Source organism: Fibrobacter sp. UBA7003, from assembly GCA_002449765.1.
Classification (GTDB): domain Bacteria; phylum Fibrobacterota; class Fibrobacteria; order Fibrobacterales; family Fibrobacteraceae; genus Fibrobacter.
The window spans coordinates 158,255-180,194 of record DJXN01000015.1 but is presented as its reverse complement, the minus strand read 5'-3'; the positions used below and the strand labels follow the sequence as shown (position 1 = coordinate 180,194).

The window sequence follows — 21,940 nt, the reverse complement described above, 5'->3', positions numbered from 1 at the left end:
GCGCCCTCCCTAATTTCTTATAGTAGGAACGCACGAAAGCAGTTTTTTCGTATAATCGTGCTGCGGATTCGTCAGCACTTCGTCGGCAACTCCGCGTTCCACCACCTTCCCGAAGTACATCACCAGCACATCGTCCGAGATGGCGCGCACAACTTGCATGTCATGGCTGATAAAGAGGATGCTGAGGCCAAGGTCTCTCCTCAGGTCGTCGAGCAAATGCAGGATCTGCGCCTGGACAGACACATCCAGCGCGCTCGTCACCTCGTCGCAGAGCAGAATCTTAGGCGAGACCATCAGGCTGCGCGCAATACAGAGTCTCTGGCGTTGTCCACCCGAGAATTCGTGCGGGAATTTTTCCATCGCCCCCACCGGGATGGACACCCGTTCCAGAAGCTCGCACGCACGCCTTTGAGCCTGTTCAAAAGAAACCTTCCGCGCCATCAGGGGAGCCGTAAGGATTTCCGATACTGTCTGTCGCGGGTTCAGGCTGCTGAACGGGTCCTGAAAGACCATCTGCACCAAGTCGCAGACGCGCATCGCCTTGCCGCCATCCATGGCGACCTTTCCTTCATGCACCTCGCGACCGAAAAGTTTCACGCTTCCCGAAGCAAGCGGCACAAGCCCCACCAGCGACTTCACGAGGGTCGACTTGCCGCAGCCCGACTCGCCCACCACGCTCAGGATTTTTCCCTGCGACAGAGTGAACGACACTCCGTCGACCGCGGTAAAGTAGTCCTTCACCTTGCCGAGCACGCCCCCGCGCACCGGGAAGCGAACGGCAAGCCCATCTGCCTCAATGGCAGGGACTCCTTCAAGGAAAGACGCCTCCTGGTTAGGCATCGGCCTCCCCATCCAGACTTTCTAGCGCAGTCTGCACGCTCTTTTCTGTATCCAAGAGGATCTGACGGCACTTTTTCAGGAGCGTTGTCGCTTCCTGAACATTTTCCGCAAGTTCGTCGATTTCCATCTCCGAATTATCGATGCGCGTAAGAATCGCTTCCAGGCGCTCCATTGCGTTCTTATACTCGAAATTTTCCTTACTCATGCGTCTGAATATAGTTAAACACGGGTCGATATGGATTTTTATTCCCGTCAATAATTACATTTACTCCCAGTGGACAAACTAATGCACCACAACCCGCGAGGCAATTCCGCGGGCATCTTCGGAGGTTTCCGCAGGGCTTGCGGAGCGGTTTTTGCCGTTGCGGCACTCGCGCTCCTGGGCTGCCTCGACATTCCCGACGATCCACAAACGAGCCAAGAAATTGAATCCGTAAGCCTCTACATCCTCCAGGAAGGGTCCCAGGATTCGACACTCCTCAAGATCCGGCCAGGCGACTCCGCCGTTCTCGGGGCGCAGGTCTACCCCAGACAACACAAGAAGGATCTTTCATTCCGCTGGGTCCTGAGGACTTCGGCCGGAGACTCCGTCCTCGGGAGCGAAGCCGTCTACACATTGCCCGCATTTGCGAACGAACTTTCGCTTCCCAACCTCCTGATTCTCGAAGACAGGGTCGGAAACTCGCAAGAGATCCCTGTATCCGTCATCGTCAACACACCTCCCACACTATCACAAAAAACAGAACCCGCGGACGGCGACACACTATACGGAAGCGAAAACACCGCAGTCCTCTTCAAGTGGAAGTCCTCCGACAGCGACGAATCCGACTTCAAGCAACTTTCGCACACGCTCGTCATCGATAGCGTCAGGGCGTCCGTCGGAAGCGTGACCGAAATCATGCAGTCCGGATTTGCCGAGGGCAAGCACACCTTCCGCGTCGTCGTCTACGATTCCTACGGCGATGCGGATTCCCTTTCCGAAAAGACATTCTATATGCTGGATACGCTGAGGGGGCAACGATGACAAAGCGCATGCTCGCCAACATTCCGACATCTCTTGTTGCGCTCTTCGCAGCCCTCGTGTTTTTCGCCTGCACCAACAGCGATGAACTGCTCTACGACGAATCGCAGTCCATCTTTGTCGACATCTCCGTAGAAATGGCGACATCCTTCGATTCAAGCAGCACGCGCATCAAGGCCGACACGGTCCGCGTCGGCGACTCCCTCATTTTCATCGCGAACATCCTTCCCTCAAAATCCATCAAGCTCAAGCGCTACCTCTGGTTTCTCGACGGGAAGCCCTATTCCTTCGACTTCAGTTTCCGAAGCTCCATAGACAAGCCGGGCTACCACGAGCTCGCCTTCATTCTCGAGACCACCTTCGGCGACACCCTGAGCGACACGCTGCGCCTCTGGGTTTCAAACCCACCCATCATCCGCGACAGCGATTTCTTCCCCGCACCAGGCACACAAGGAATCCCGACATCGGGCGGTGTCACGTTTGCTTGGGACGCCTACGACCCCGACTCACTCGCAAGGCTCTACTACCGAATCGTCATTGACAAGTTTGTCGATACGATTGTTCCGGAGCCCCACTTTACCTACTGGGGCAACCTTGCCCCCCTACACCATTACCACTGGTGGGTCGAAGCGATAAACGAATTCGGATTGACCTCCGAAAAAAGACTCCTGGGAGATTTCTACACCAAGGGCGCAAATGACGAGAGCGGCATTTGCGGAACCATAAACACGAGTTACAAAGATAACGGGCAAGGCACTCCGCTCCAGACCATCGCGTTCGACATCTACGATACAACCGGGACGCTCATCCGCACCGACAGCATCAACGGCAAGACACCCCTTTCCTTTTCCATTTCACCCATAAAGGCGGGCACCTACACGATACAGCCCAGAATCTTGAAGTATCCTGAATTCTTTATCGAGCCCATCACGGCAAAACTCTTCCAGAACGAAGTCCTCGACCTGGACATGCTCCTGATGCAGGATACCACCGCGCCCAAGATAGAGCTTGTCATCAACGGGATTCCCATCCAGACCGACACCATCGATTTCACCGACACGCTCACCTTCCTCATCAAGGACTCGGGTTCGACCGCATCCAGCAAACAAGTTTCCATCTATCTGGAATCCTCGCTACTTGTCGAAAAGCAGTCCCTAACCGACTCCTTCACGGTCGTCCTGCCCGAATCGGCACGCTCTTGGAACACCCGGCAACTGAATGTGATTGCCTTCGATGCAAGCCGGAACCGAACCGTCAGGAGCTACATCATCAATCCGTCCGAAAATTGGATAAAGACAAACAGCGACATGACCCTCGATTCGGCACAGGACATCAAGATGTTCATCATCGACAGCAATCCGTACGGCTTTGAGGTCGACTCCTGCATGTTCGAAATAAACGGGAAGCACACGCAATACGGACGTCCCGCGACAGAGTCAATCTGCACGGCTACAGTTCCATCCACCTACATCGCCAGCGGAAAGAACACCATCCGTAGCATCGTGAAATACACAAACGGAATCAGCCTCTGGGAAAAATGGAACATTTTCTATAACGCCGGAGGCGGCAATGACTAAGCTTTTGCAAAAGGCGACATTCGCAAGCCTCTTCGTATCCTTAACGCTTGCTGCAGCCCTTTCGCTGACGGCATGCGGAGAAGACGCGACAATCGAGCAGGGAGATGTCCCTCAGCTTGTCCAGCACATGTTCGTCCTCCCCGACCGAATTACAGGACAGCCCTACAATTATGGCGCAGTACCGGTCACGACCGTCTATCTCGACACAAACGAGACCGTAAAACTGTGGGCGGCCTATTCGATAGACAACATGTATCTGACATCGGACAATGCGGAAGCCCACTATATAAGCCACAGCTGGACCATCGACGACGAGACCTACAACATATCGCCGCTTCGCTACAGCTTTGCAACTCCGGGATTCCACCGCGGCATCCTCAAAACAGTCGACCTCCTTGGCGACACCCTGCAAGACACGCTCAACATATTCGTGAACACTCCCATTTCTATCCGCGCGATAGCCCCCGTCGACGGATACAACCTGTTCGACCCTACACCGGGAAGCGAACTAGATTTGCAATGGGAACTTGCCGGAGTCGACCCATGGGAAACGGCCCGTTGCTTCGTCTTTGCCTCATTCAATGTCGAAGAAGTCTGGAGCGAAAACATCGGCGAAGTAGACTGCTTCCATGAAGCCCAGTTCATCGGTTCTTTCCTCACAAAGAACCTCTTCGATAATATTGCCGCCGGAGTCAAGCCCGACACCTCGATTACCGTCTATTGGGGAATCAAGGCATCCCTGACAACGAGCCAAGGATTCATCGAGCGCGATTCCTCCAAGGTTTCCCGCTTTTCGACACGATACATCTACACCAAAAATTCCAGGATCGACATTCCCATTGTCTACGAGGACCTCCGCAAGTCCGACGTCCACACTGTCGTCACGATTACCAGTGCACAGGGCGATACGCTCTCCATATTGGAAAGCACCAAGGCTCCCGTCACCCTACACGCATACGTGACCGCACAAACCGGGATCCGAATCAACCTCCGGGACACAAAAAAGACAGAATTCCGCACCGGAGACATCACGCTGAATGTCCAGAGCGGGACCCAGATACAGCTCGACACCGTAAGGTTCTCCGACAAGATCCAGCCCCAAGTCGCCCAACTAGCACCCAGGCACAACCAGCGGGACACCGTCATCTTCTACGCCCTCGACAACGGTTCGGGAATCAACCCCAAAAGGATTTTCGTCACGGCAAACGCAGATACGCTCGAGCACACCTACGAAGAGCCCTTCATCAAGTTCCGCAACACCTGCGCAAGCACATGCAAGCTGAGAATCTCCGTAGAAGACAACGCCCGGAATTCAAATCCGCGACTTTACTGGAAACTGGAACCGGACGCTAACTCTGCCGAGGGACCCTTCTCCGAAATGGGAGGCGAGCCATGAGACGCCTCGTCCTGCTTATCGCCGTCTTCCTCTGCTCCATCGCATTTGCGCAGGATGCTCCCAAGTACCTACACGTATCCACGAACCCCTCCTATGCAGACGCATACGTCGGGACGTTGCACCCGAACCACTCACGCAATCCCGACAGCAAGTTGCCCGGGTTCATCAAAGTTCCCGATGGGGAAAATTCTGTCGCCGTTGCCATTTTCAAGGAAGGTTTCAAGGACACCGTCCTGAATGTCAAGCTTTCGGAATCGGACACCTCCTACCTGATTGTCTCCCTTACCCCAAGCTACGATGACGAGTTTCTCGACGAGCAACGTGCAGCCCTTTCGCGGAGGGCACGACACAACTTCGGATTCCGCCTGATGATCGCATCTGCAGTTCCTTTCGTTACGAGCGCCGTTGCGGCCATCGTCGCAAGCAACAGCATCGACAAGGCAAACGAAAAGAAGAAATTCGTGGAACAGAGTTTATTCCGCGACAGCGAAAGCTACAACCACAACCTCGAACGCTTCGGCGACTATCGAGACCGTGCAGAAACGGCCCGCACGCTATCCATCGACATGCTCATCGCAGGCGCCGCCCTTTTCGGCATCGGAGTCGTCCTTTCCTTCTAGGTATACCATGAAAAAGACCGCCCTATTCCTCATGCTCTTCTTCGTTTCGGCAGCACTTGCCGAAGTTCAGGCCCCGTACGCCCAGGTAGAACTCGTATCGGGCACCAAGCAGAAGGCCCAGTTCCTTGGAATCGCGAATGACACAGTGAGCCTCGGCGGTTACATCAAGAACAAGTTTACCGTCGTCAAGTTTCCCAAGTCGCAGTTCAAAAGCATCGTCGGCGAAGACGGCACCGACCTCCTGAACCTGTTCCCCGCAAAACCGGATTCCACCACCGCAGATACAACTGCAAGAATTGCAGATTCCGCCGCAAGCGAAACAGCAGACTCCACCGCCACTGCGGATTCAGCCGCCATCGCGGATTCTTCCGCGCAGGCCCCCGTCGCAGACGCGAACGGCACCCCCAAGGCAGACTCCGGTACCGAGATTACGCACAAACTATTTCTTGGGTTTGAAACAGTCGTCATCCCCCAACACGGAATCGAAAGGCTCGACGCATTCACGTTCGCCTTGCTGCAGGAACTCGATTCCACCTTCAAAAAGGCAAACATCGAAAGTGCCCCGGGCTGTAGCGACCGCGCCTGCCTCCAGGAATTCTGGAAAGACCGCGGAGAAAGGGACATGTTCTTCGGCAAGGTTTCGCATGCCAAGCACCCCGACTCCGTGGTTCTCGAAATCACGCGCGCATTTTACGAAGAAGAGCTTCCAACCATTTACAGGTCCGCCATTACCGTAAGCAGGAGCAACATGCTCCAGGATATGACCAAGGACGGAAGCGCAACGAACCTCGCGAAGGAACTGCTCGGACTTCCCGTGCAAAAGAAGCTCCCCCGCAGCTATATCCACGTCGAGACAGATCCCGAAAGCGCCACCATCTCGCGACCCGAGAAAGACGCCATCTGCAAGTCGCCCTGCACCTTCGCCGTCACCGACACAGGCAAAATCGAAATCGATGCCTACTGGACCGTGGACCAGCACCTGTGGGGAGCCCAGACCTTCGTTCGTCCGCTTCCCGGAGACACGACCAAGGTATCGCTCAAGCTCAAGCGGATCACTCCCGAAATCAAAATCGTCTCGAACCCCGTCGGCGCCGAAATTTTCCCGGGACAGGGTGAAATCACGCGCAGCAGCGAATCCATCGGCACGACGCCACAGAAATTTTCACTCACCACGCCGGGCATGGCCTACATGCGGCTCCGCAAGGAAGGCTATCGGGACACCCTCGTCCAGTTCTTTGTGGCACCCGTTCCCGAAATCAACCTTGACATCGCCCTGGAACACCTCACGGACTTCGACGAAGTGCGCAAGCAGCAGGACTGGCAACGCGAACGCAACAAGACCCGCATCGGGAAGATTCTGATGGGGTCGTCCGTCGCGCCGGCAATTATCGGAGCACTGTTTCTCTACCTCGCGCAGCAGGATTACGACGAGGCCGAAGATATCAAGGACGCGCTCAAGATGCCGAGCGCCGCTAAAGGCGAGAATTTCAATGCGAAGATCAAGAAAAACAAGGACCTCGTGGATTCCGGCGACAAGAAGAACATCATCGGCGGAAGCCTGGTCGGAGCAGGAGCCGTCCTGTTTGGCCTGGGATTTTTCCTCACATTTTAGCTATTTGGGGTAAAAAAACCTGAAAATGCCCGAAATAGCCTAAATTTCAACCCTCCGAGATTCAAAACCGCCACATAAAAACTAAATTTCAAAACGATGCGTAAACTACTTATCACTTTTTTACTTCTGACTGCAGCGGCCTATGCGGCCGATTTTGAACGCTCCAATTGGCGAGCCCAGATGTACTTGCAGGCAGAACCTGCCTTTGTTCACTTTGAGTCAGACAAGCCCCAGTTGCTGAAGGAACCCATCGACGAAGAACGCCTCACCGTCCCGATGAGCGTGGGTTTCTTGTTCAGCCCCCTCTACACTCCGCTCTTCAAGGCCGACATTCCGTTCACCATTTGGCTTGGCGCCGAAGTGAACTCCATCCAGTTCCGTGAAATCGCAAGCGACCCCGCCTACTGGGGTGTAGATGACAATGGCAAGCCAGACCACAGCGAGGACCTCACGCCAGCCGGAGAGGGACGCACGCTATCGTTCCGTGCCTACGCCCCGTCCGTAGTCGGTGGTTTCTCCGTAAACCTCGCCGGAGATTTCGACCTGCGCGTGCTCGGCGGTTACGGCATGCACTTCTTCACGTTCATCGACAACTACTCCACCAGTACGAAGGACCACACGGAAATGCTCCCGACGGCATTCGTCTCCGGAGCGCTCGAATACCGCATTACCGAAGTTTTCCAGGATGTGGACCTGAAAATCGGCGTAAACGTACGCAAGGAGTTCCTCCCTTACGAAGACCTGAAGGCGACCAATCCCTACAAGTACAACAAGGAAAACCCGACTCCCTCTTCCGGCTATTTGGGAATCACCTTCGACAAGATTTCTTACAAGTGGCCCGTGCGTATCGGACTTGAGCTTTCGCTCGACTTCGGCCGCGAGAGCCACCGCGACCGCCGCATGCGCTTCAACCTGCGCGACCGCGACCAGGTGCTGCGAGACAACAGCGAAGTCAAGGATACCCTCAGCGACTGGGACTGCATGGCCATCGAGCGCGACTACCGGTTCTTCCTCGACGAGAACGGCGACCTGCCCGACATGAGCGACGCCTATACCAAGACCCAGTTCTCCGACGTGCTCGAAAGCTTCCTCGCGTTCTGTCACCCGGCAGACCTCGCCACCAAGGAAAAGCTCTACGCGACACTCGATTCGGGCAAGGTCGAACTAAAGGAATACCAGGTTCGCCAGGAAGATTCCCGCTTCGACCAGGTCATGGCGTCCAACGACCCCGAAATGCTCGAGATGTTCCTGCAGTACTACCCCGACTCCCCACGTAGGGGCGAGGTCGAGGCCAAGATCCGCACCCTCAGCGAATACCACAAGTTCCGCGAGATCCAGGCCCAGAACACCTTCAAGGCCTACCTCTCCTACCTGAATGACAATCCGAACGGTGCCTTCCGCGACGAAGCCGAAGCCGGAATCTTCGAACTCGTCCGCAACAGCAACCGCATGAAGGACTACGAGATTTACCTCAAGCGCTTCCCCAACGGCAAGTATGTCGAAGAGGCGAAGGCCGCCCTCAAGGGTGCAAACAGCAGCGCACCTTCCCAGATAGAATACCAGGCTCCGGAATACGTCGAACCTCCTGCAGAGGAACCGGCGGTCGAGGAATCCGAAGAAGAGGCCGAGGAAGAAGAGGAAGAAGCTCCCGCCAAGGTCAAGAGCAAGAACAAGAAGAAATCGAAGAAAGCCGCCAAGGCCGCAAAGAAGAAGAAAGCCAAGTCCAAGAAGAGAAGATAGGCCTTGAAAAAAATCGCCATACTCGCAGCCCTCGCGGTCTCACTCGCTTTTGCAGCCGGGACCGCCACCGCCAGCCAGGCCGATACGACAACGACAATCCAGACCGTAGACACCGCCAAAGTCGGCATCTACGACCAGGTCATCGGCTGGTACAATGACAACCTCAACTACGGGACCATAGCACTGCTCATGGCGGTGGAGTCCTCGTTTATCCCCTTCCCGTCCGAGCTCGTGGTTCCGCCTGCCGCCTACAAGGCAATGCAACCGGAATCGGGACTGAACATCGTGTTCATCGTGATATTTGCGACCCTCGGGGCTCTCGCGGGCGCTTTCATCAACTACTTCCTCGCAAAGCTCCTCGGCAGGCCGATTGTGTACAAATTCGCAGACAGCCGTCTCGGCCACTTCCTGCTGCTGGATTCAAGCAAGGTGACCAACGCCGAGAGGTTCTTCCTCGAACACGGAGCAATCTCCACGCTCGTCGGCAGGCTCATTCCCGCCATCCGCCAGCTGATCTCGATTCCGGCGGGCCTTTCCAAGATGAAGCTCTGGGCATTCACGCTCTACACCGCCATAGGCGCGACCTTCTGGAATATCATCCTCGCCATTCTCGGTTACATCGCGCACGGGCAGAAAGACCTAATCCAAGCCTATAGCCACGAGCTTTCTATCGGGCTCGTTGGGCTCGGCGTATTGTTTATCGGCTACATGACCTGGTGCGCGCTCAAGCCGAAAAAATAGAAGGCGTGAAATCCGTCATTTCACACCTCACACTCCACACTTCACATTAGTTAAAAGTCGCAGTTCTCTTTGCAGCGGTTGTTTTCGAAAATCGCCTCGAGAGTCTTTACGCCCTTGGTGAAGCGGCGGTACGGCCCGTTGCGCAGTCCGTTCTCGAACGTCATCTCTTCTTTGATTGCGCCCAGTTCGTCAAATATTTTTGCAACGCCATGGATACGGCCGTTCACATACGGAATCTGGCGCCACAGGAGGCCGCGCTCGTTCCACTCCTCGCTCATGCCGTTCAGCACGCCCGCCTTGTAGATTTCTCGTTTTTTCTTCCGGCCATCCTCGTAATAATCCGTCGTCGCACCTTCCTCCACACCGTCCTTGTAGCCTATAGTCTGCCACAAGTGGCCGTTCTCGTAATAGCTCCTGAACACGCCGTCGAGCTTGCCGTTCTTGTACGGGGCCTCGATAGCGATCTTGCCATTCGGATGATAGCTCACGGACAACCCCTCTCGTATATCGGTTCCCTTCTGGAGCGTATAGATGCGCGAAAGGGCTCCATCCGCAAACGTCTCGCGGACCGTATCAAGAGTAGCCTCGTTCTGGGGTGCGTCAGGCTTCTTGACCGCCGCCTTTTTGGGGGCAGCAAAAGCGCAAACGCAGGCACAACCTAGAAGTATCACGGAAATTTCTTTTCTCATCAACGATAAATGTAGTTTTATCGTCGAGAATTATGTATTTTGCTGTTGCTTATGCGTATTACTTTTTTGAATCCTCCGTTCCATCCGATGTTCAGTCGCGAGTCGCGCAGCCCCTGCGTGACCAAATCGAGTACACTTTACTGGCCCATGTTCCTGAGTTACGCCGCCGGCACTGCCGAAGCGGATGGCAACGAGATTCAGCTGATTGACAGCCCCGCCATGGAGCTTGACCTGCCCAAGACGCTCGAGGGCATCAAGAAGTTTGACCCGGCACTGGTCGTCTGCAGCACGAGTACGCCGAGCATTCTAAACGACCTCAAGGTGGTGCACGCCATCAAGGATACACTCCCGAACGTGAAAGTCGCCATCATGGGAACACATGCGACAGCCGAACCGCTCGAGAGCCTGGAGATGGAACCCGCGCTCGACTTCGTGATTATCGGCGAGGCGGACTACACCTGCCGGAACCTCGCGAGGAGCCTGCGCGGCGACGGTGTTCCCGTAAACCAGATTGCGGGTCTCGCCTTCCGCAAGGAGGACGGCACCACAGACTTCCAGCCCGAGGGCCCGAAGATCGAGAACCTGGACGAACTCCCGTGGGTCTCGAAAGTTTACCGCAAGCATTTGTACAGCTGCTACAAGAAGTATTTCTACGGCGCGAACCTCAACCCGCTGATTGTGATTTTAAGCGGGCGCGGTTGCCCGAACCGCTGCAGCTACTGCGTGATTCCGCAGACGCTCAACGGTCACAAGTTCCGCCGCCGCACGCCCAAGGACGTGGTAGACGAACTGCAGTACATCAAGGACAATTTCGAGGATCTGGGCGAAGTCTTCTTCGAAGACGATACGTTCACCGCAAGCCACGAGCATGTGCGCGAAATCTGCAACCTCATCCTGGAACGCGGCCTCAAGATTACGTGGAGCTGCAATGCCCGCGCCGACGTACCGCTGGATTTGCTCAAGCTGATGAAGAAGGCGGGCGGCCGCGAGATGTGCGTCGGTTTTGAAAGCGCCAGCCCCGTGGTACTCGAGAACATCCACAAGGGCGTGAAGAACACCGACAAGGCAATCGAGTTCACGAAGAACGCCCGCAAGGCAGGCCTGCTGGTGCATGGCTGCTTCATGGTGGGCAACCCGGGCGACACTCCGGAAACACTCCGCATGACGCTCGACTACGCCAAGAAGTTGAACCCGAACACCGCGCAGTTCTACCCCATCATGGCGTACCCCGGTACCGAGGCCTACAAGGAAGCCCTCGAAAGCGGCGCATTACAGACAAAGGATTACAACCAGTGGCTGGACAAGGACGGGTTCCACCGCACCACCATCCAGCGCGGCGAACTCAGCAGCCAGGCACTCGTGGACTTCTGCGACAAGGCCCGCCGTGAGTTCTACCTGCGTCCGAGCTATATTCTGCGTCAGGGAATCATGGCCCTCAAGAACCCGCGCGAACGTTACCGCGTGATGCGTGGATTCGGCACGCTCGTGAAGCACCTGTTCCGCAAGCACGGACAGCTCGCTCCTGTGGCGCGCCAGGCCCCGACGATCAAGCAGTAGCACACGGGTCGCTAACCCTCCGCTCTTTTTAAATCCCGGCCCCTGCGCCGGGATTTTTTCTACATTGACCAGCAGAGGCCAACATGATTTGCAAGAAGTGCGGAAGGGAATACGATGACGACATGCCGAAGTGCCTGTGGTGTGACGCACCGAACGACAGCAAAGTCGATTCCTCGGCCACAAACCCGGCAGACGGAACCGAGCCGGAGGAAACTGCAACCCTCTCGGAATACGAGATTTACTGTAAGAATGCAGTTTTCTGGCTCAGTTTTTTCTTTATCGGCTTAACCATTCTCGCTATTCCGACGGAAATTTCAATTGCAACTCATGGTGGCTTCGACAATTACTTTGGAGAATTGCTTAAAGGATTTTTGCTTTCGGGAATTTTGGGCATATTCGTTCCATTCATATTTCTACAGTTCCTTTCAGGAACAAGAGCAAACGCAGTCGGCGACCTCCTGGGCTTCGGCATCATCATAAACTTCTTCCTGCTATTTGTACATCTCTTTGTCACCTCTTGGATTGCCATTTACAAGTTTTGCGCTTGGCTCCACTGCGTCATCAAGGAACAGCAACGTTATTCAGAAACCGATTTTACACCCCGTGGAGCAATATTCTTTGCCCTGATCCCCATTATTTTTCCGGTATATCACTATATGATTTTCAAGGACCTACTCGCCCGGCAAAAAGAGGCTCTCGGACAAAACAGCCTAGAAAGCGCTCACCTTCCCGGCTGGATGCTCAAAGCAATCCCCTTTCTCGGCTTCACTATACAAATTGGCTGGTTCCTGGGACTCTTCGTTGCAAAAGGCCTCTTCGCAGCACGGGTACTCAGCATAATTCTCAGCATCATACTCTTGGTCTGCTACATCAAAGTTATCAAGGCCATCACCGCGAACACCAGAGCGCTGAATTCACAGACAACGAACGACGGCCCCACCGATATTCCCGACACCGCAGCCAGCGACGAACCGAGCAAAGCCACCCCAAGCGACGAACTAGACAGCGACACTCCCGATGACCAGCAGAGGCCGACATGATTTGCAAGAAGTGCGAAACGGAATGCGATGTACACGCGGGGAAAGCCCTGCGCTGGCTGAAATTTTTCTTTCTAAGCCTTGTAGCCTCCGTTGCCATCGCATGGATTGCATGCCTTTTCATTGACCCTGAATTAAGAAGAGGGTTCGTGGATTTTTGCACAAGAGGGCTGGTTGCGGCAATTGCATTCCCCTTTTATCTGCCCTTCATCATCCCGCCTCTCTTCGCCATCGTTTCGCTATGCATCGCCGTTTATAAATGCAGCAGATGGCTAATCCACGCAGAAAAAGAACTGAACCGAGTCTCCGAAGCAAAACTCGTCCCGTGGGAAGATGTCTCCAGCGCATTGATTCTCCCCTTATTCCCCTTTACGCACTTTTTCATATTCAAGGAACTGCTCTCGCAGCAAAAAGAGACGCTCGACAAGAACAATCTCGAAAGTGAAGTTCCCCCGCGGTGGGCACTCCCCGGCATACTCGGTGGCGGCATCGCCGCCTACGCCTCCTTTTTCCTGATACTGGACAATAGAAGCCCCGCTCTCAGCCACATCTCCATCGGATGCTTCATCGCGTTCCTCATTCTCCTTTTTGCAAGTTACATCAAGATTATACGCACCATCACCGCGAACACGAGCACGCTCTATTCCCTGCCGGATGTCGTCTCCACAGCCGACTCACCAACCGGCATTCCCGATACAGCGCCTACCGACGCTCCCGACGACACTGCGGCCAGCACCGAACCAGACAACGGCGCCCAAGAACAAAACAGCGACAAAGCCGAGGCCAGCATAATTTGCCAAAAGCGCGCCCGCAAGACAATATTCTGGTTCATGGTCTGTTGCACACTGTTCCTTGTCAATATAATTCTCAATGACACGCCGTTCTTGTATGCCTTGGTTTTTGGAATGTTTGGCATGCCGGAATTCTTTCTACTAGCCGTGCTACCTTTCCTGATTGCGCTTTATAAATTCTGCAGGTGGTTGCTCTGCATCGAAAAAGAACTGAACCGTTTCAGGAGCGAACCTGTTCCACCATGGGGAACACTCATCAGCGCCCTGATACCTTTTATATTTCCGCTAGCCCATTTTAGTATTTTCCGCGAACAGCTTTTACTGCAAAGAGAGGCCCTCGAAAAGAACAACCAGGAATTCCAGAATATCCCGAAATGGGGGCTTTTCGCCATACTTATTTTCGGATTTTTAATGCAAGTCTGCCTGTACTTCTATTTGGGAGGAACCATTGCCGCGAGGATAGTGACCTTCGTCGTTAGCATCGTTCTTTTGGTCAGTTACATCAATGTCATCAGGACCATCACCGCGAACACGAGCGCGCTCCTTTTCCCGCCCACCGACGCTCCCAGCGACACCCCAACCGACATTTCCTAAAACTTTTACTACTATTTATAATACTATGAGTGAAAATTGCCTTTTCTGCAAAATCATCAAGGGTGAAATCCCTTCCAAGAAAATCTACGAAGACGACGACGTTTTCGCATTCTACGACATCGCCCCGCAGGCCCCCGTGCACTTCCTTGTGGTGCCGAAGCGCCATATCGCGACCATCATGGACATGAAGCCGGAAGATTGCGAACTCGTGGGTAACATGCTTTACCGCGCACAGCTTATCGCGAAGGACCTCGGCCTCGAAGAGGGCGGCGCCCGTTTCGTGTTCAACTGCAAGGCCGATGCGGGCCAGACGGTGTTCCACATCCACCTGCACGTCGTTGGCGGGCAGCAGATGGGCTGGCCTCCGTTCCCGAAGGCTTAATAATCGCGGCGCAGCCGCCATTCTATGATTAAAACCCGCGCGATAGTCCTGCACCGCTTCCCCTACAGCGATTCCAGCTGGATCGTGAAGGCGCTTACGGAAGAAACCGGCACGGTCTCCTTCATCGTGAAGGGAGGCAAGCGAAAAGATAGCCCGTTCAGGGGGGCGCTCGACCCGCTCGCCCTGTGCGAGATAGTGTATCGCGAGAACCCGAATACGGAACTGCAGTTCCTGAAGGAAGCGAGCGTCATCAACTGGCACGCGCACCTTCGCGAAGACCTGCTCGCCCTCGCGAAGGCGCAGGTGATGGCCGAAATCGTATTGCGGTACGCACCCGCGGGTGTCCCGCTGGAAGGGGAATTCTCCCTGCTGGAAGAGGCGCTCGCGGCACTTGACGTACCCGCGGGCAATGCGCCTGAAGTTAAACTGCCCGCAGATTCCGAAGTTAAACTCCCCGCGCGCAACGCCGCGAACAACAAGTCGGGTGTTTTCGCCCGCTGGCTCCTGGACACCTGTGAACTCTGGGGCTACCACCTGGACATGAGTTCCTGCAGCCGCTGCGACCACCAAATCGAAGGCGCTCCGGCCGATTTCCATCCGGAAACGGGCGCGTTCGTCTGCAAAAACTGTCTCGGGGTCGAAACTCCCCGCGCTCGGCCCGAGACGCTCGCCGGTTTCGAGGCGCTGCGCACCGGCAGGGCAATCGCGCACCCGGAATACGTCGAGAACGCGCTCCTCGCCTACCTGCGCAGCCACATCGGGTTCATGCGCGAAATAAACTCGCTCAAGTTCCTGAACGAAACACGGAAGTTATACGACCGTTCGCGCTAGATTCCTGAATTAAATTACTCCGGTTTGCGCTCACACCCACCTGCGACGACCTCGCGCCAAGTTCCAACATAATTTCTATCTTTTACGCGCTGTGAAAAGCGCTGTTCACAGAAAGCGCGGTTTATAAGCGCGGTTCATAAATAGGAGATGCTATGCTTACTGCGGAAGATATCCGCGCCTTGAAGGGCACGGGCAAGAAAGTTTCGATGATTACCGCCTACGACTTCGCATTCGCCCAGATGGCAGAAGCCGCCGGAGTCGACCAGATTCTCGTGGGCGACAGCCTCGCGAACACCATGCTCGGCTACAAGAGCACCCGCGAAATCGGCATGACCGAAATGCTCATCTTCGTCGCCGCCGTCTGCCGCGGCGCACCCAACACGCACGTGGTGGCCGACATGCCCTACAGAAGCGACAAGGATCCGCAAACCGCATACGATAACGCTAAGCGCTTCATGGACTTAGGCGCGGCAAGCGTCAAGCTCGAAGGCACCCCCGCAGGCGTCATTGAGTACCTCCGCAGCAAGGATATTCCCGTCTGTGCACACCTCGGGCTGCTCCCGCAGACCGCCGAGAACTTCAAGCAGAAGGGCAAGACCGAAGAAGAGGCCCGCGCCATCGAAGACGCCGCCAAGTTCGTGGATAGCCTCGGATGCTTCGAGACGGTGCTCGAGCACATCCCCGAAGAACTCGGCAAAAAGATTACCGGCGAGGTGAAAAGCGTCACCATCGGCATCGGCGGCGGTAAATTCACCGACGGACACGTGCTCGTGATGCACGACGCGCTCGGAATGCACCAGAAAAAGCTCCCTCCGTTCGCGACGAAGTTCGTCGACATGTATTCCCTGGGCGTAGAAGGCTTCCGCAAATACGTGGAGAGCGTGAAGAACGAAGCGTAACGCACAGCAAGGAGAAATTTTTCTCGACGCAAAGCAAAAAAGTTGTCTCCGCATAGAAAAAATTCTCGAATGACTGAAAATTTTTCTCTCGCGATTGAAAAAAAATTCTGGTGAAAAGAAAAAAATCTCGTCGATGGCGGGATTTTTTTGCAAGTGTTACGAAAATCACAAGTAATCCTTTGAGCATCATCAACTTACAATCAAAAAATATTGTATGGTGCAAAAAATGCCAAATCGTCTGGAATGCCCGTATTTATTGGGCTCGCGCCATTTTACATACAAAGTAATTTTATTTTCCTATAAGACTTTTTTTCTCGATTGTCAATAGACTTTTGAAAAAAAATGAAAAAAATTTTAAAAAGGTGTTGATTTTTTGTGAAAATAAAGTTATTTTAAAGTCATCAAATCATTAAACCCTCAAAAAAGGAAGAATACAATGGCTACAACAAAGAAACCCGCTGCTAAGAAACCCGCCGCCAAGAAGGCTGTCGCCGCCAAGAAGCCGGCCGCCAAGAAGGCTGCTCCGGCCAAGAAGGCTGTCGCCGCTAAGAAGCCCGCTGCCAAGAAGCCGGCCGCCAAGAAGGCTGCTCCTGCTAAGAAGGCTGCCCCGGCCAAGAAGGCTGTCGCCGCTAAGAAGCCGGCCGCCAAGAAGCCGGTTGCCAAGAAGGTTGCCGCCAAGAAGCCGGCTGCCAAGAAGGCTCCTGCTAAGAAGGCCGCTGCCAAGAAGTAATTCTTACAGTGCTCTCTTTTTGGAAAGGACTCGCATCTCGCGAGCCCTTTCTTTTTTCTTATTGCTATCTTTACCGCATGATTTCGGAAAAAGACCTCGAAGAACTCCAGAAAATTCCCCTAGACGAACGCGTCAAGCGCGTTGAGAAACTGCTCGAAGCAAAGGAATCCCCCCGCGGATTCGAACTCGGGCTCCTGCTAGCCCTCAGGATGGGCCAGGAAATCCGCGAGAAGAAGCCCCTCGGAAGCGAATCGGGCGAACTAGTCGCCAGCTGGAACGGAAAGTATTCCGAATACGTCATCGAGGAAGCCATCGCGTCGGCCAAGGAATTCCTGTTGCACCCGGCGAATATCGCCGAGAAAATCAAGGCGGGAATGGACAAGTTCAACAAGGCTCCGGAAGAAACCGAGCAAAACAACTCCGGAAACGAGGCCGAGAATGGATAACAAGCTCCAGGCCACCATCGATATCGGGAGCATGAGCTGCATCATGCTCATTGCCGCCTTCGAGAGCACCCAAGGCGAAGAAGGCCAGGATCCGCGTCAAGTCCTGGTCCCGAAACTCCAGAAAGTCAAAATCTGCAAGCTCGGCGAAGACATCTACGAACACGGGCGCATTTCCGAAAAGAAAATCGAGGAACTTGTCGCCGTCATGACATCGTTCCGCATGGACCTTCACGCCCTCGGGGCCGACATCAAGGCCGTGGCCATGACCGAAGCCATGCGCAGGGCCGAAAACCAGGACGAAGTCATCGATGCGGTCGAAAAGGCGCTCTGGTTCCGCCCGCGCATCATCAGCGGCGAAGAAGAGGGCAAGCTCACCTACCGTTCCGTGAAGGAATGGCACGGCGAAGGCATCGTCACCATTGATATCGGCGGCGGCTCCACCGAACTCAGCAACGGCGAGACCACGTTCTCGATTCCCGTAGGCGCGCTCAAGATGTTCAAGGCGATGGGCCCCATCCCCGGCCCCGAATACAAGAAATTCGTGAAGGAGACCTTCAAGGAAGTCAGCTTCAAGGGCATGACGAAAAAGCCGGTCTACCTCATCGGCGGTACAGGCACCGCGCTCGCCATGGTGTTCCTGAACAAGCAACAGTTCGACTACAAGGCCATCGAGGGGCTCGAAATGAGCATCGCCGACCTCGACGCAGTCACCACGCGCATATCGAACCTTTCGAAGGAGCTCCGCGCGATGCTCCCGGGGCTCGAGAACGGCCGCAGCGATGTCATCATCTGCGGGCTCTTCTGGCTCAAGTCGCTCCTGGAAAAGCTACGCGTCGAGACATTCCGCATCAGCACCGCGGGCATCCGCTTCGGGCTCCTGTACCCGCCGGAACCCGAGCCGGAAGCTAAACCGAAAGCAAAAAAAATTCCGCCCTGGCTCAAGAAGAAGGAAGAGAATTCTGCCGAAGAAGGCGCGACCGACGCCGAATAACGTCATCCCCGCGTAGGTGGGGATCTTTTTACAATTCTACTAGTGTTGCGACAAGGCAAGAATCCTTAGTCGCACCGCTCCCCGCGAAATCGATATCCTGCCCGCGCTTCCAAGCAGTGCGGGCTTCCTTATGCACCGAACTGACGGCAGCAAGCACATCCCGCGCAAAGGAGTCAAGCGCGAACTCGCTGTAGTTGGAACTTACCATGATGAATCCGCGCGGATTCAGAACCTGCGCGCATTCCGAAACAAGCGGCATCAAATGTTCCCGCACGTTGAAGTTGAACCCCTTGAAGCGCGCAAAGCTCGGCGGATCGAGCACGATACCGTCGAACCCGAGGCCCTTCTTGATGGCCCAGCGCACATACTCGAGCGCGTTCCCGCGGAAAAATTCGCCCGGACGCAAGTCGAGCCCGTTCAAAGCGTAGTTTGCGCGGCCCTTGTCAAGAATCTTGCCGCTGATGTCGGCGTTGGTGGCGACCGCAGCACCCCCGAGGCGCGCATGCACCGAAAAACTGCACGTGTAGCTGAAGAGGTTCAGGAACCGCGCGTTATTAGTCATCGCGCGGAAACGTTCCTCTACCTCGAGGCGAACGTGCCGCATGTCGAGGAACAGCCCCGGATTGACGGTGTCGAGCAAGTCCACATGGAACCGCGCATTGCCTTCGCGCACCGTACCTACGGCAGCATCGCGAGTCCCGAAAGCAACCTCCATGGGCGCGTTCTCTAGCGACTTGCCCGAACGCGAAAGCCTCTCCTTCACGATGATGCAGGCCGGTTCAAACACCGCTGCCACAGCATCCACGAATTCGCGACGACGGGCAAGCATTTCGGGTCCAAAGAACTGCACCTGGAACCGGTCACCGAACCTGTCGAGCGTAAGCCCCGGAAACCCGTCGGCCAATCCGTTCACGATGCGATAGGCATCCGTCACCGGAAACAGCGGCGAACGCTTTTCATTAGCAACTTCTAGGAGACGACGCATGGAAAACTCCGCGTCTAAGCCTTGTCCATCGACTTGATCTGGTCCACGAACTCGCCCACTTCCTTGAACTCGCGGTAGATGGAGGCAAACCGCACGTAGGCGACCGCGTCGAGCTTCTTGAGTTCCTGCATCACGAGGTTCCCGATGGTATCGTAACCCACTTCGGAATTGTCATTCACCGGCAGGGCGTTTTCGACACGGGTCGCCAGTTCCTCGATATCCTCGGATGTAATCGGGCGCTTCTTGCAAGAGTTCATGATGCCGCGAATCAACTTTTCACGCTGGAAGGGTTGCTTTTCGCCGCTCCTTTTCACGACAGTCAACGGCTGGAGTTCAATATACTCACGCGTCGTGAACCTGCGACCGCAGGCCAGGCATTCACGCCGTCTGCGGATGGCGGTTCCACTCACGCGGCTATCGACCACCTTGTCGTTGTCGTTCTTGCAAAAAGGGCAGATCATGGCTAGAATATATTATTTTGCGGCGGCCGTTTCAAACGCCTTGCCGAGCTTTTCCAGTGCTTCGTCCACTTCCGCGGCACTCACGTTCAGCGGCGGAAGCATACGCAGCACGTTGCCCTTGGCAGAGAGCACCATGAGATGCTCGGCCCTAGCAGCAGCGATAATGTTACCCACCGGCATGGATTCGTCGAGTGCCACACCGAGAATCAGGCCTTCACCGCGGATTTCCTTGGCGAAGCTGTACTTTTCCACGAGGCCTGCCAAACCGGCCTTCAGCTGGGCAGAACGTTCAGCCACATTCTTGAGCAGCCCCGGAATCTGCTTCACGACAGCGAGACCCGCGGCGCAAGCAATGGGGTTACCGCCGAATGTGGTACCGTGGTCGCCGGCCTTGAGCTGGTCGGCAATCTTCTGGCGCAGGAGCACCGCACCCAGCGGGAGACCGCCGCCGATTCCCTTGGCAAGCGTTACCAGGTCCGGATTCAGGCCGTACTTTTCGAAACCGAGGAAGGTTCCGAGACGGCCCACACCCGCCTGCACTTCGTCAACGATGACGAGGCAGCCGAATTCCTTCTGCAGGCTGTTAATCGTAGCGACCATTTCGGCAGAGAGAGTCATCACGCCACCTTCGGCGGCCAGCGATTCCAGCATGATGGCACAGGTATTGCCATCCACCTCGGCCTTCAAGGCTGCGCAGTCGTTCCAAGTCACGTGAACGAAGTCGCCCGGCATGGAGCCGAAGCCTTCGCGAATAGCCGGCTGGCCCGTCGCAGAAAGCGCAGCATACGTCCTTCCGTGGAAACTGTTCACGAAGGTGATAATCTTCTGCCGGTTCTTTTCGCCCTTCCGGTCGAAGTACTTACGTGCGAACTTGATTGCGCCTTCGTTGGCCTCGGTACCCGAGTTGCAGAAGAACGCCTTGTCGAACTTGGTGATTTCAAGGAGTGCCTTGCCGAGATTAATCTGCGGGTAGTTCGGGTAAAGGTTGCTGATGTGGTTGAAGTGGTTCATCTGATCCACCACCGCATCCTTGATGGCTTGGTTCTGGTGACCGAGCGCGTTCACGGCGATACCCGCCACGAAGTCCAGGTACTTGTTGCCCTGGTCGTCATAGAGGTAAGAGCCTTCGCCCTTTACGAAGTTGATGTCTGCCTTGCCGTAGAGCGGCGCGATAATTTGTTTGTCCTGTTCGAGCAGGTTAGCTGAGGATTGTGCCATAATTTAAATCTCCATTAATTTGTTTGCCAAAGTGTTCCGCGTCCTTCCAACCCACGATGTGGATGCTCTTGAGTCCTCGTCGGATCGACTTGAAACTCTCGCGGACTTTGGGAATCATACCGCCGGAGATGACGCCAGCCTCGATCAGCTTTTCGGCGTCCGCTTCGCTCAGTTCGGGAATTACATTCTTGTTTTCGTCCATCACGCCCGGCACGTCGCTCACCAGCACGAACTGGTCGGCCTCAAGCGCCACAGCCAGTTCAGATGCGGCGGTGTCTGCGTTCACGTTCCAGCTCACAACCTTGCCGTTTGTGTCAGGGCCAATCGAAATCGGGCTTACCACGGGAACAAACCCCGCACCCCAGAGCGCGGTCACGATGCCGGGGTTCACCTTCTTGATTTCGCCCACCAGGCCAAGGTCCACCTTGCCCTGCTTCTTTTCCACCTGGAACAGGTTTGCATCTACGCCCGAAATACCAACGGCACCGCAACCGTTGTTCAGGAGCATGCGCACAAGCTTCTTGTTCACGTGACCCGAGAGGGTCATCTCGACCATCTTCATAATGCCGGGAGTCGTCACGCGCAGACCGTCGATGAATGTCGGTTGTTCCTTGAGCAAGGCGATATTCTCGTTGATGTCCTTGCCACCGCCGTGAACCACGGCCACCTGACAGCCACTACCGGGGAGGGTAGAGACTGCCGACACAAAATCAGCCAGCTTGGCCTCGTCGATTGCCAGGCTGCCACCAATTTTTACAACCACTTTTTTCATCTTTTGCGAT

The 21,940-nt window shown here is 55.2% G+C and carries 23 protein-coding genes; 16 read left to right on the top strand and 7 right to left on the bottom strand.

Features of this window, described 5'->3' with window-relative positions; all coding sequences use genetic code 11:
• Nucleotides 1–9: 9 nt before the first annotated feature.
• Together B2952_RS12850 and xseB are read right to left on the bottom strand one after the other, a co-directional pair.
• Nucleotides 10–840, bottom strand: a complete 831-nt coding sequence (locus B2952_RS12850; RefSeq protein WP_173382288.1) for an ATP-binding cassette domain-containing protein — start codon at nt 838–840, stop codon at nt 10–12.
• The gene (gene xseB / locus B2952_RS12845) at nt 833–1,045 is read right to left on the bottom strand and encodes an exodeoxyribonuclease VII small subunit (RefSeq protein WP_173365988.1); all 213 of its coding nucleotides are present in this window, start codon (nt 1,043–1,045) and stop codon (nt 833–835) included. The genes B2952_RS12850 and xseB overlap by 8 nt, the downstream gene beginning before the upstream one ends.
• A gap of 69 nt (nt 1,046–1,114) precedes the next feature.
• Between xseB and B2952_RS12840 the strand changes: the two genes are divergently transcribed.
• From B2952_RS12840 to B2952_RS12810, 7 genes are all read left to right on the top strand, one after another.
• Nucleotides 1,115–1,864: a hypothetical protein gene (locus tag B2952_RS12840; RefSeq protein ID WP_290733479.1), complete on the top strand. Its 750-nt coding sequence runs from the start codon at nt 1,115–1,117 to the stop codon at nt 1,862–1,864.
• Entirely contained in the window at nt 1,861–3,438 is a 1,578-nt protein-coding gene (locus tag B2952_RS12835) for a hypothetical protein (RefSeq protein WP_290733477.1), read from the top strand. The genes B2952_RS12840 and B2952_RS12835 overlap by 4 nt, the downstream gene beginning before the upstream one ends.
• A complete protein-coding gene (locus B2952_RS12830; RefSeq protein ID WP_290733475.1) occupies nt 3,431–4,834 on the top strand; it encodes a hypothetical protein in 1,404 nt (467 codons plus the stop codon). The genes B2952_RS12835 and B2952_RS12830 overlap by 8 nt, the downstream gene beginning before the upstream one ends.
• Nucleotides 4,831–5,454 carry a hypothetical protein gene (locus B2952_RS12825; protein WP_173365992.1) on the top strand — a complete coding sequence of 208 codons (624 nt, stop codon included), beginning with the start codon at nt 4,831–4,833 and terminating at the stop codon, nt 5,452–5,454. Before B2952_RS12830 ends, B2952_RS12825 begins: the two co-directional genes overlap by 4 nt.
• 7 nt (nt 5,455–5,461) lie before the next feature.
• A complete protein-coding gene (locus B2952_RS12820; RefSeq protein WP_173382282.1) occupies nt 5,462–7,066 on the top strand; it encodes a hypothetical protein in 1,605 nt (534 codons plus the stop codon).
• Between the two features lie 96 nt (nt 7,067–7,162).
• Nucleotides 7,163–8,806 (top strand): hypothetical protein, encoded by a 1,644-nt coding sequence (locus B2952_RS12815; RefSeq protein WP_290733473.1) that lies wholly within the window; start codon nt 7,163–7,165, stop codon nt 8,804–8,806.
• Nucleotides 8,807–8,932: 126 nt separating this feature from the next.
• Nucleotides 8,933–9,547, top strand: coding sequence for a DedA family protein (locus tag B2952_RS12810; RefSeq protein ID WP_349678219.1), 615 nt, complete (start codon nt 8,933–8,935; stop codon nt 9,545–9,547).
• 50 nt (nt 9,548–9,597) lie between these two features.
• Here B2952_RS12810 and B2952_RS12805 read toward each other — a convergent pair whose 3' ends face one another.
• Nucleotides 9,598–10,236, bottom strand: a complete 639-nt coding sequence (locus B2952_RS12805; protein WP_173382280.1) for a toxin-antitoxin system YwqK family antitoxin — start codon at nt 10,234–10,236, stop codon at nt 9,598–9,600.
• A 51-nt stretch (nt 10,237–10,287) separates the two neighbouring features.
• On the opposite strand from B2952_RS12805, the gene B2952_RS12800 reads away from it, so the two are divergent.
• The 9 genes from B2952_RS12800 to B2952_RS12760 all read left to right on the top strand — a co-directional run bounded on the left by B2952_RS12800 (nt 10,288) and on the right by B2952_RS12760 (nt 18,494).
• Complete coding sequence (locus tag B2952_RS12800; protein WP_290733471.1) at nt 10,288–11,793, top strand: B12-binding domain-containing radical SAM protein; 1,506 nt, start codon at nt 10,288–10,290, stop codon at nt 11,791–11,793.
• Between the two features lie 83 nt (nt 11,794–11,876).
• Nucleotides 11,877–12,833 carry a hypothetical protein gene (locus B2952_RS12795; RefSeq protein ID WP_290733469.1) on the top strand — a complete coding sequence of 319 codons (957 nt, stop codon included), beginning with the start codon at nt 11,877–11,879 and terminating at the stop codon, nt 12,831–12,833.
• Nucleotides 12,830–14,215 carry a hypothetical protein gene (locus tag B2952_RS12790; protein WP_290733467.1) on the top strand — a complete coding sequence of 462 codons (1,386 nt, stop codon included), beginning with the start codon at nt 12,830–12,832 and terminating at the stop codon, nt 14,213–14,215. The genes B2952_RS12795 and B2952_RS12790 overlap by 4 nt, the downstream gene beginning before the upstream one ends.
• 25 nt (nt 14,216–14,240) lie before the next feature.
• Nucleotides 14,241–14,597, top strand: coding sequence for a histidine triad nucleotide-binding protein (locus B2952_RS12785; RefSeq protein WP_290730960.1), 357 nt, complete (start codon nt 14,241–14,243; stop codon nt 14,595–14,597).
• A gap of 24 nt (nt 14,598–14,621) precedes the next feature.
• The gene (recO, locus tag B2952_RS12780) at nt 14,622–15,428 is read left to right on the top strand and encodes a DNA repair protein RecO (protein WP_290733465.1); all 807 of its coding nucleotides are present in this window, start codon (nt 14,622–14,624) and stop codon (nt 15,426–15,428) included.
• A gap of 152 nt (nt 15,429–15,580) precedes the next feature.
• Complete coding sequence (gene panB, locus B2952_RS12775; RefSeq protein WP_173382872.1) at nt 15,581–16,327, top strand: 3-methyl-2-oxobutanoate hydroxymethyltransferase; 747 nt, start codon at nt 15,581–15,583, stop codon at nt 16,325–16,327.
• A 436-nt stretch (nt 16,328–16,763) separates the two neighbouring features.
• Entirely contained in the window at nt 16,764–17,057 is a 294-nt protein-coding gene (locus B2952_RS12770; protein WP_173366708.1) for a hypothetical protein, read from the top strand.
• A gap of 77 nt (nt 17,058–17,134) precedes the next feature.
• Nucleotides 17,135–17,503, top strand: a complete 369-nt coding sequence (locus B2952_RS12765) for a hypothetical protein (RefSeq protein WP_290730966.1) — start codon at nt 17,135–17,137, stop codon at nt 17,501–17,503.
• A complete protein-coding gene (locus B2952_RS12760) occupies nt 17,496–18,494 on the top strand; it encodes a phosphatase (protein WP_290730969.1) in 999 nt (332 codons plus the stop codon). The genes B2952_RS12765 and B2952_RS12760 overlap by 8 nt, the downstream gene beginning before the upstream one ends.
• A 28-nt stretch (nt 18,495–18,522) precedes the next feature.
• Here the strand turns inward: B2952_RS12760 and B2952_RS12755 are convergent, their stop codons facing one another.
• The 4 genes from B2952_RS12755 to argB are packed head-to-tail and all read right to left on the bottom strand — an operon-like array spanning nt 18,523 to nt 21,930.
• Nucleotides 18,523–19,479: a class I SAM-dependent rRNA methyltransferase gene (locus tag B2952_RS12755; RefSeq protein WP_290733463.1), complete on the bottom strand. Its 957-nt coding sequence runs from the start codon at nt 19,477–19,479 to the stop codon at nt 18,523–18,525.
• 14 nt (nt 19,480–19,493) lie between these two features.
• The gene (nrdR, locus tag B2952_RS12750) at nt 19,494–19,940 is read right to left on the bottom strand and encodes a transcriptional regulator NrdR (protein WP_173366712.1); all 447 of its coding nucleotides are present in this window, start codon (nt 19,938–19,940) and stop codon (nt 19,494–19,496) included.
• A gap of 12 nt (nt 19,941–19,952) precedes the next feature.
• Nucleotides 19,953–21,158, bottom strand: a complete 1,206-nt coding sequence (locus B2952_RS12745; protein ID WP_290733461.1) for an aspartate aminotransferase family protein — start codon at nt 21,156–21,158, stop codon at nt 19,953–19,955.
• The gene (gene argB / locus B2952_RS12740; RefSeq protein ID WP_290733459.1) at nt 21,139–21,930 is read right to left on the bottom strand and encodes an acetylglutamate kinase; all 792 of its coding nucleotides are present in this window, start codon (nt 21,928–21,930) and stop codon (nt 21,139–21,141) included. Before argB ends, B2952_RS12745 begins: the two co-directional genes overlap by 20 nt.
• Nucleotides 21,931–21,940: the final 10 nt, after the last annotated feature.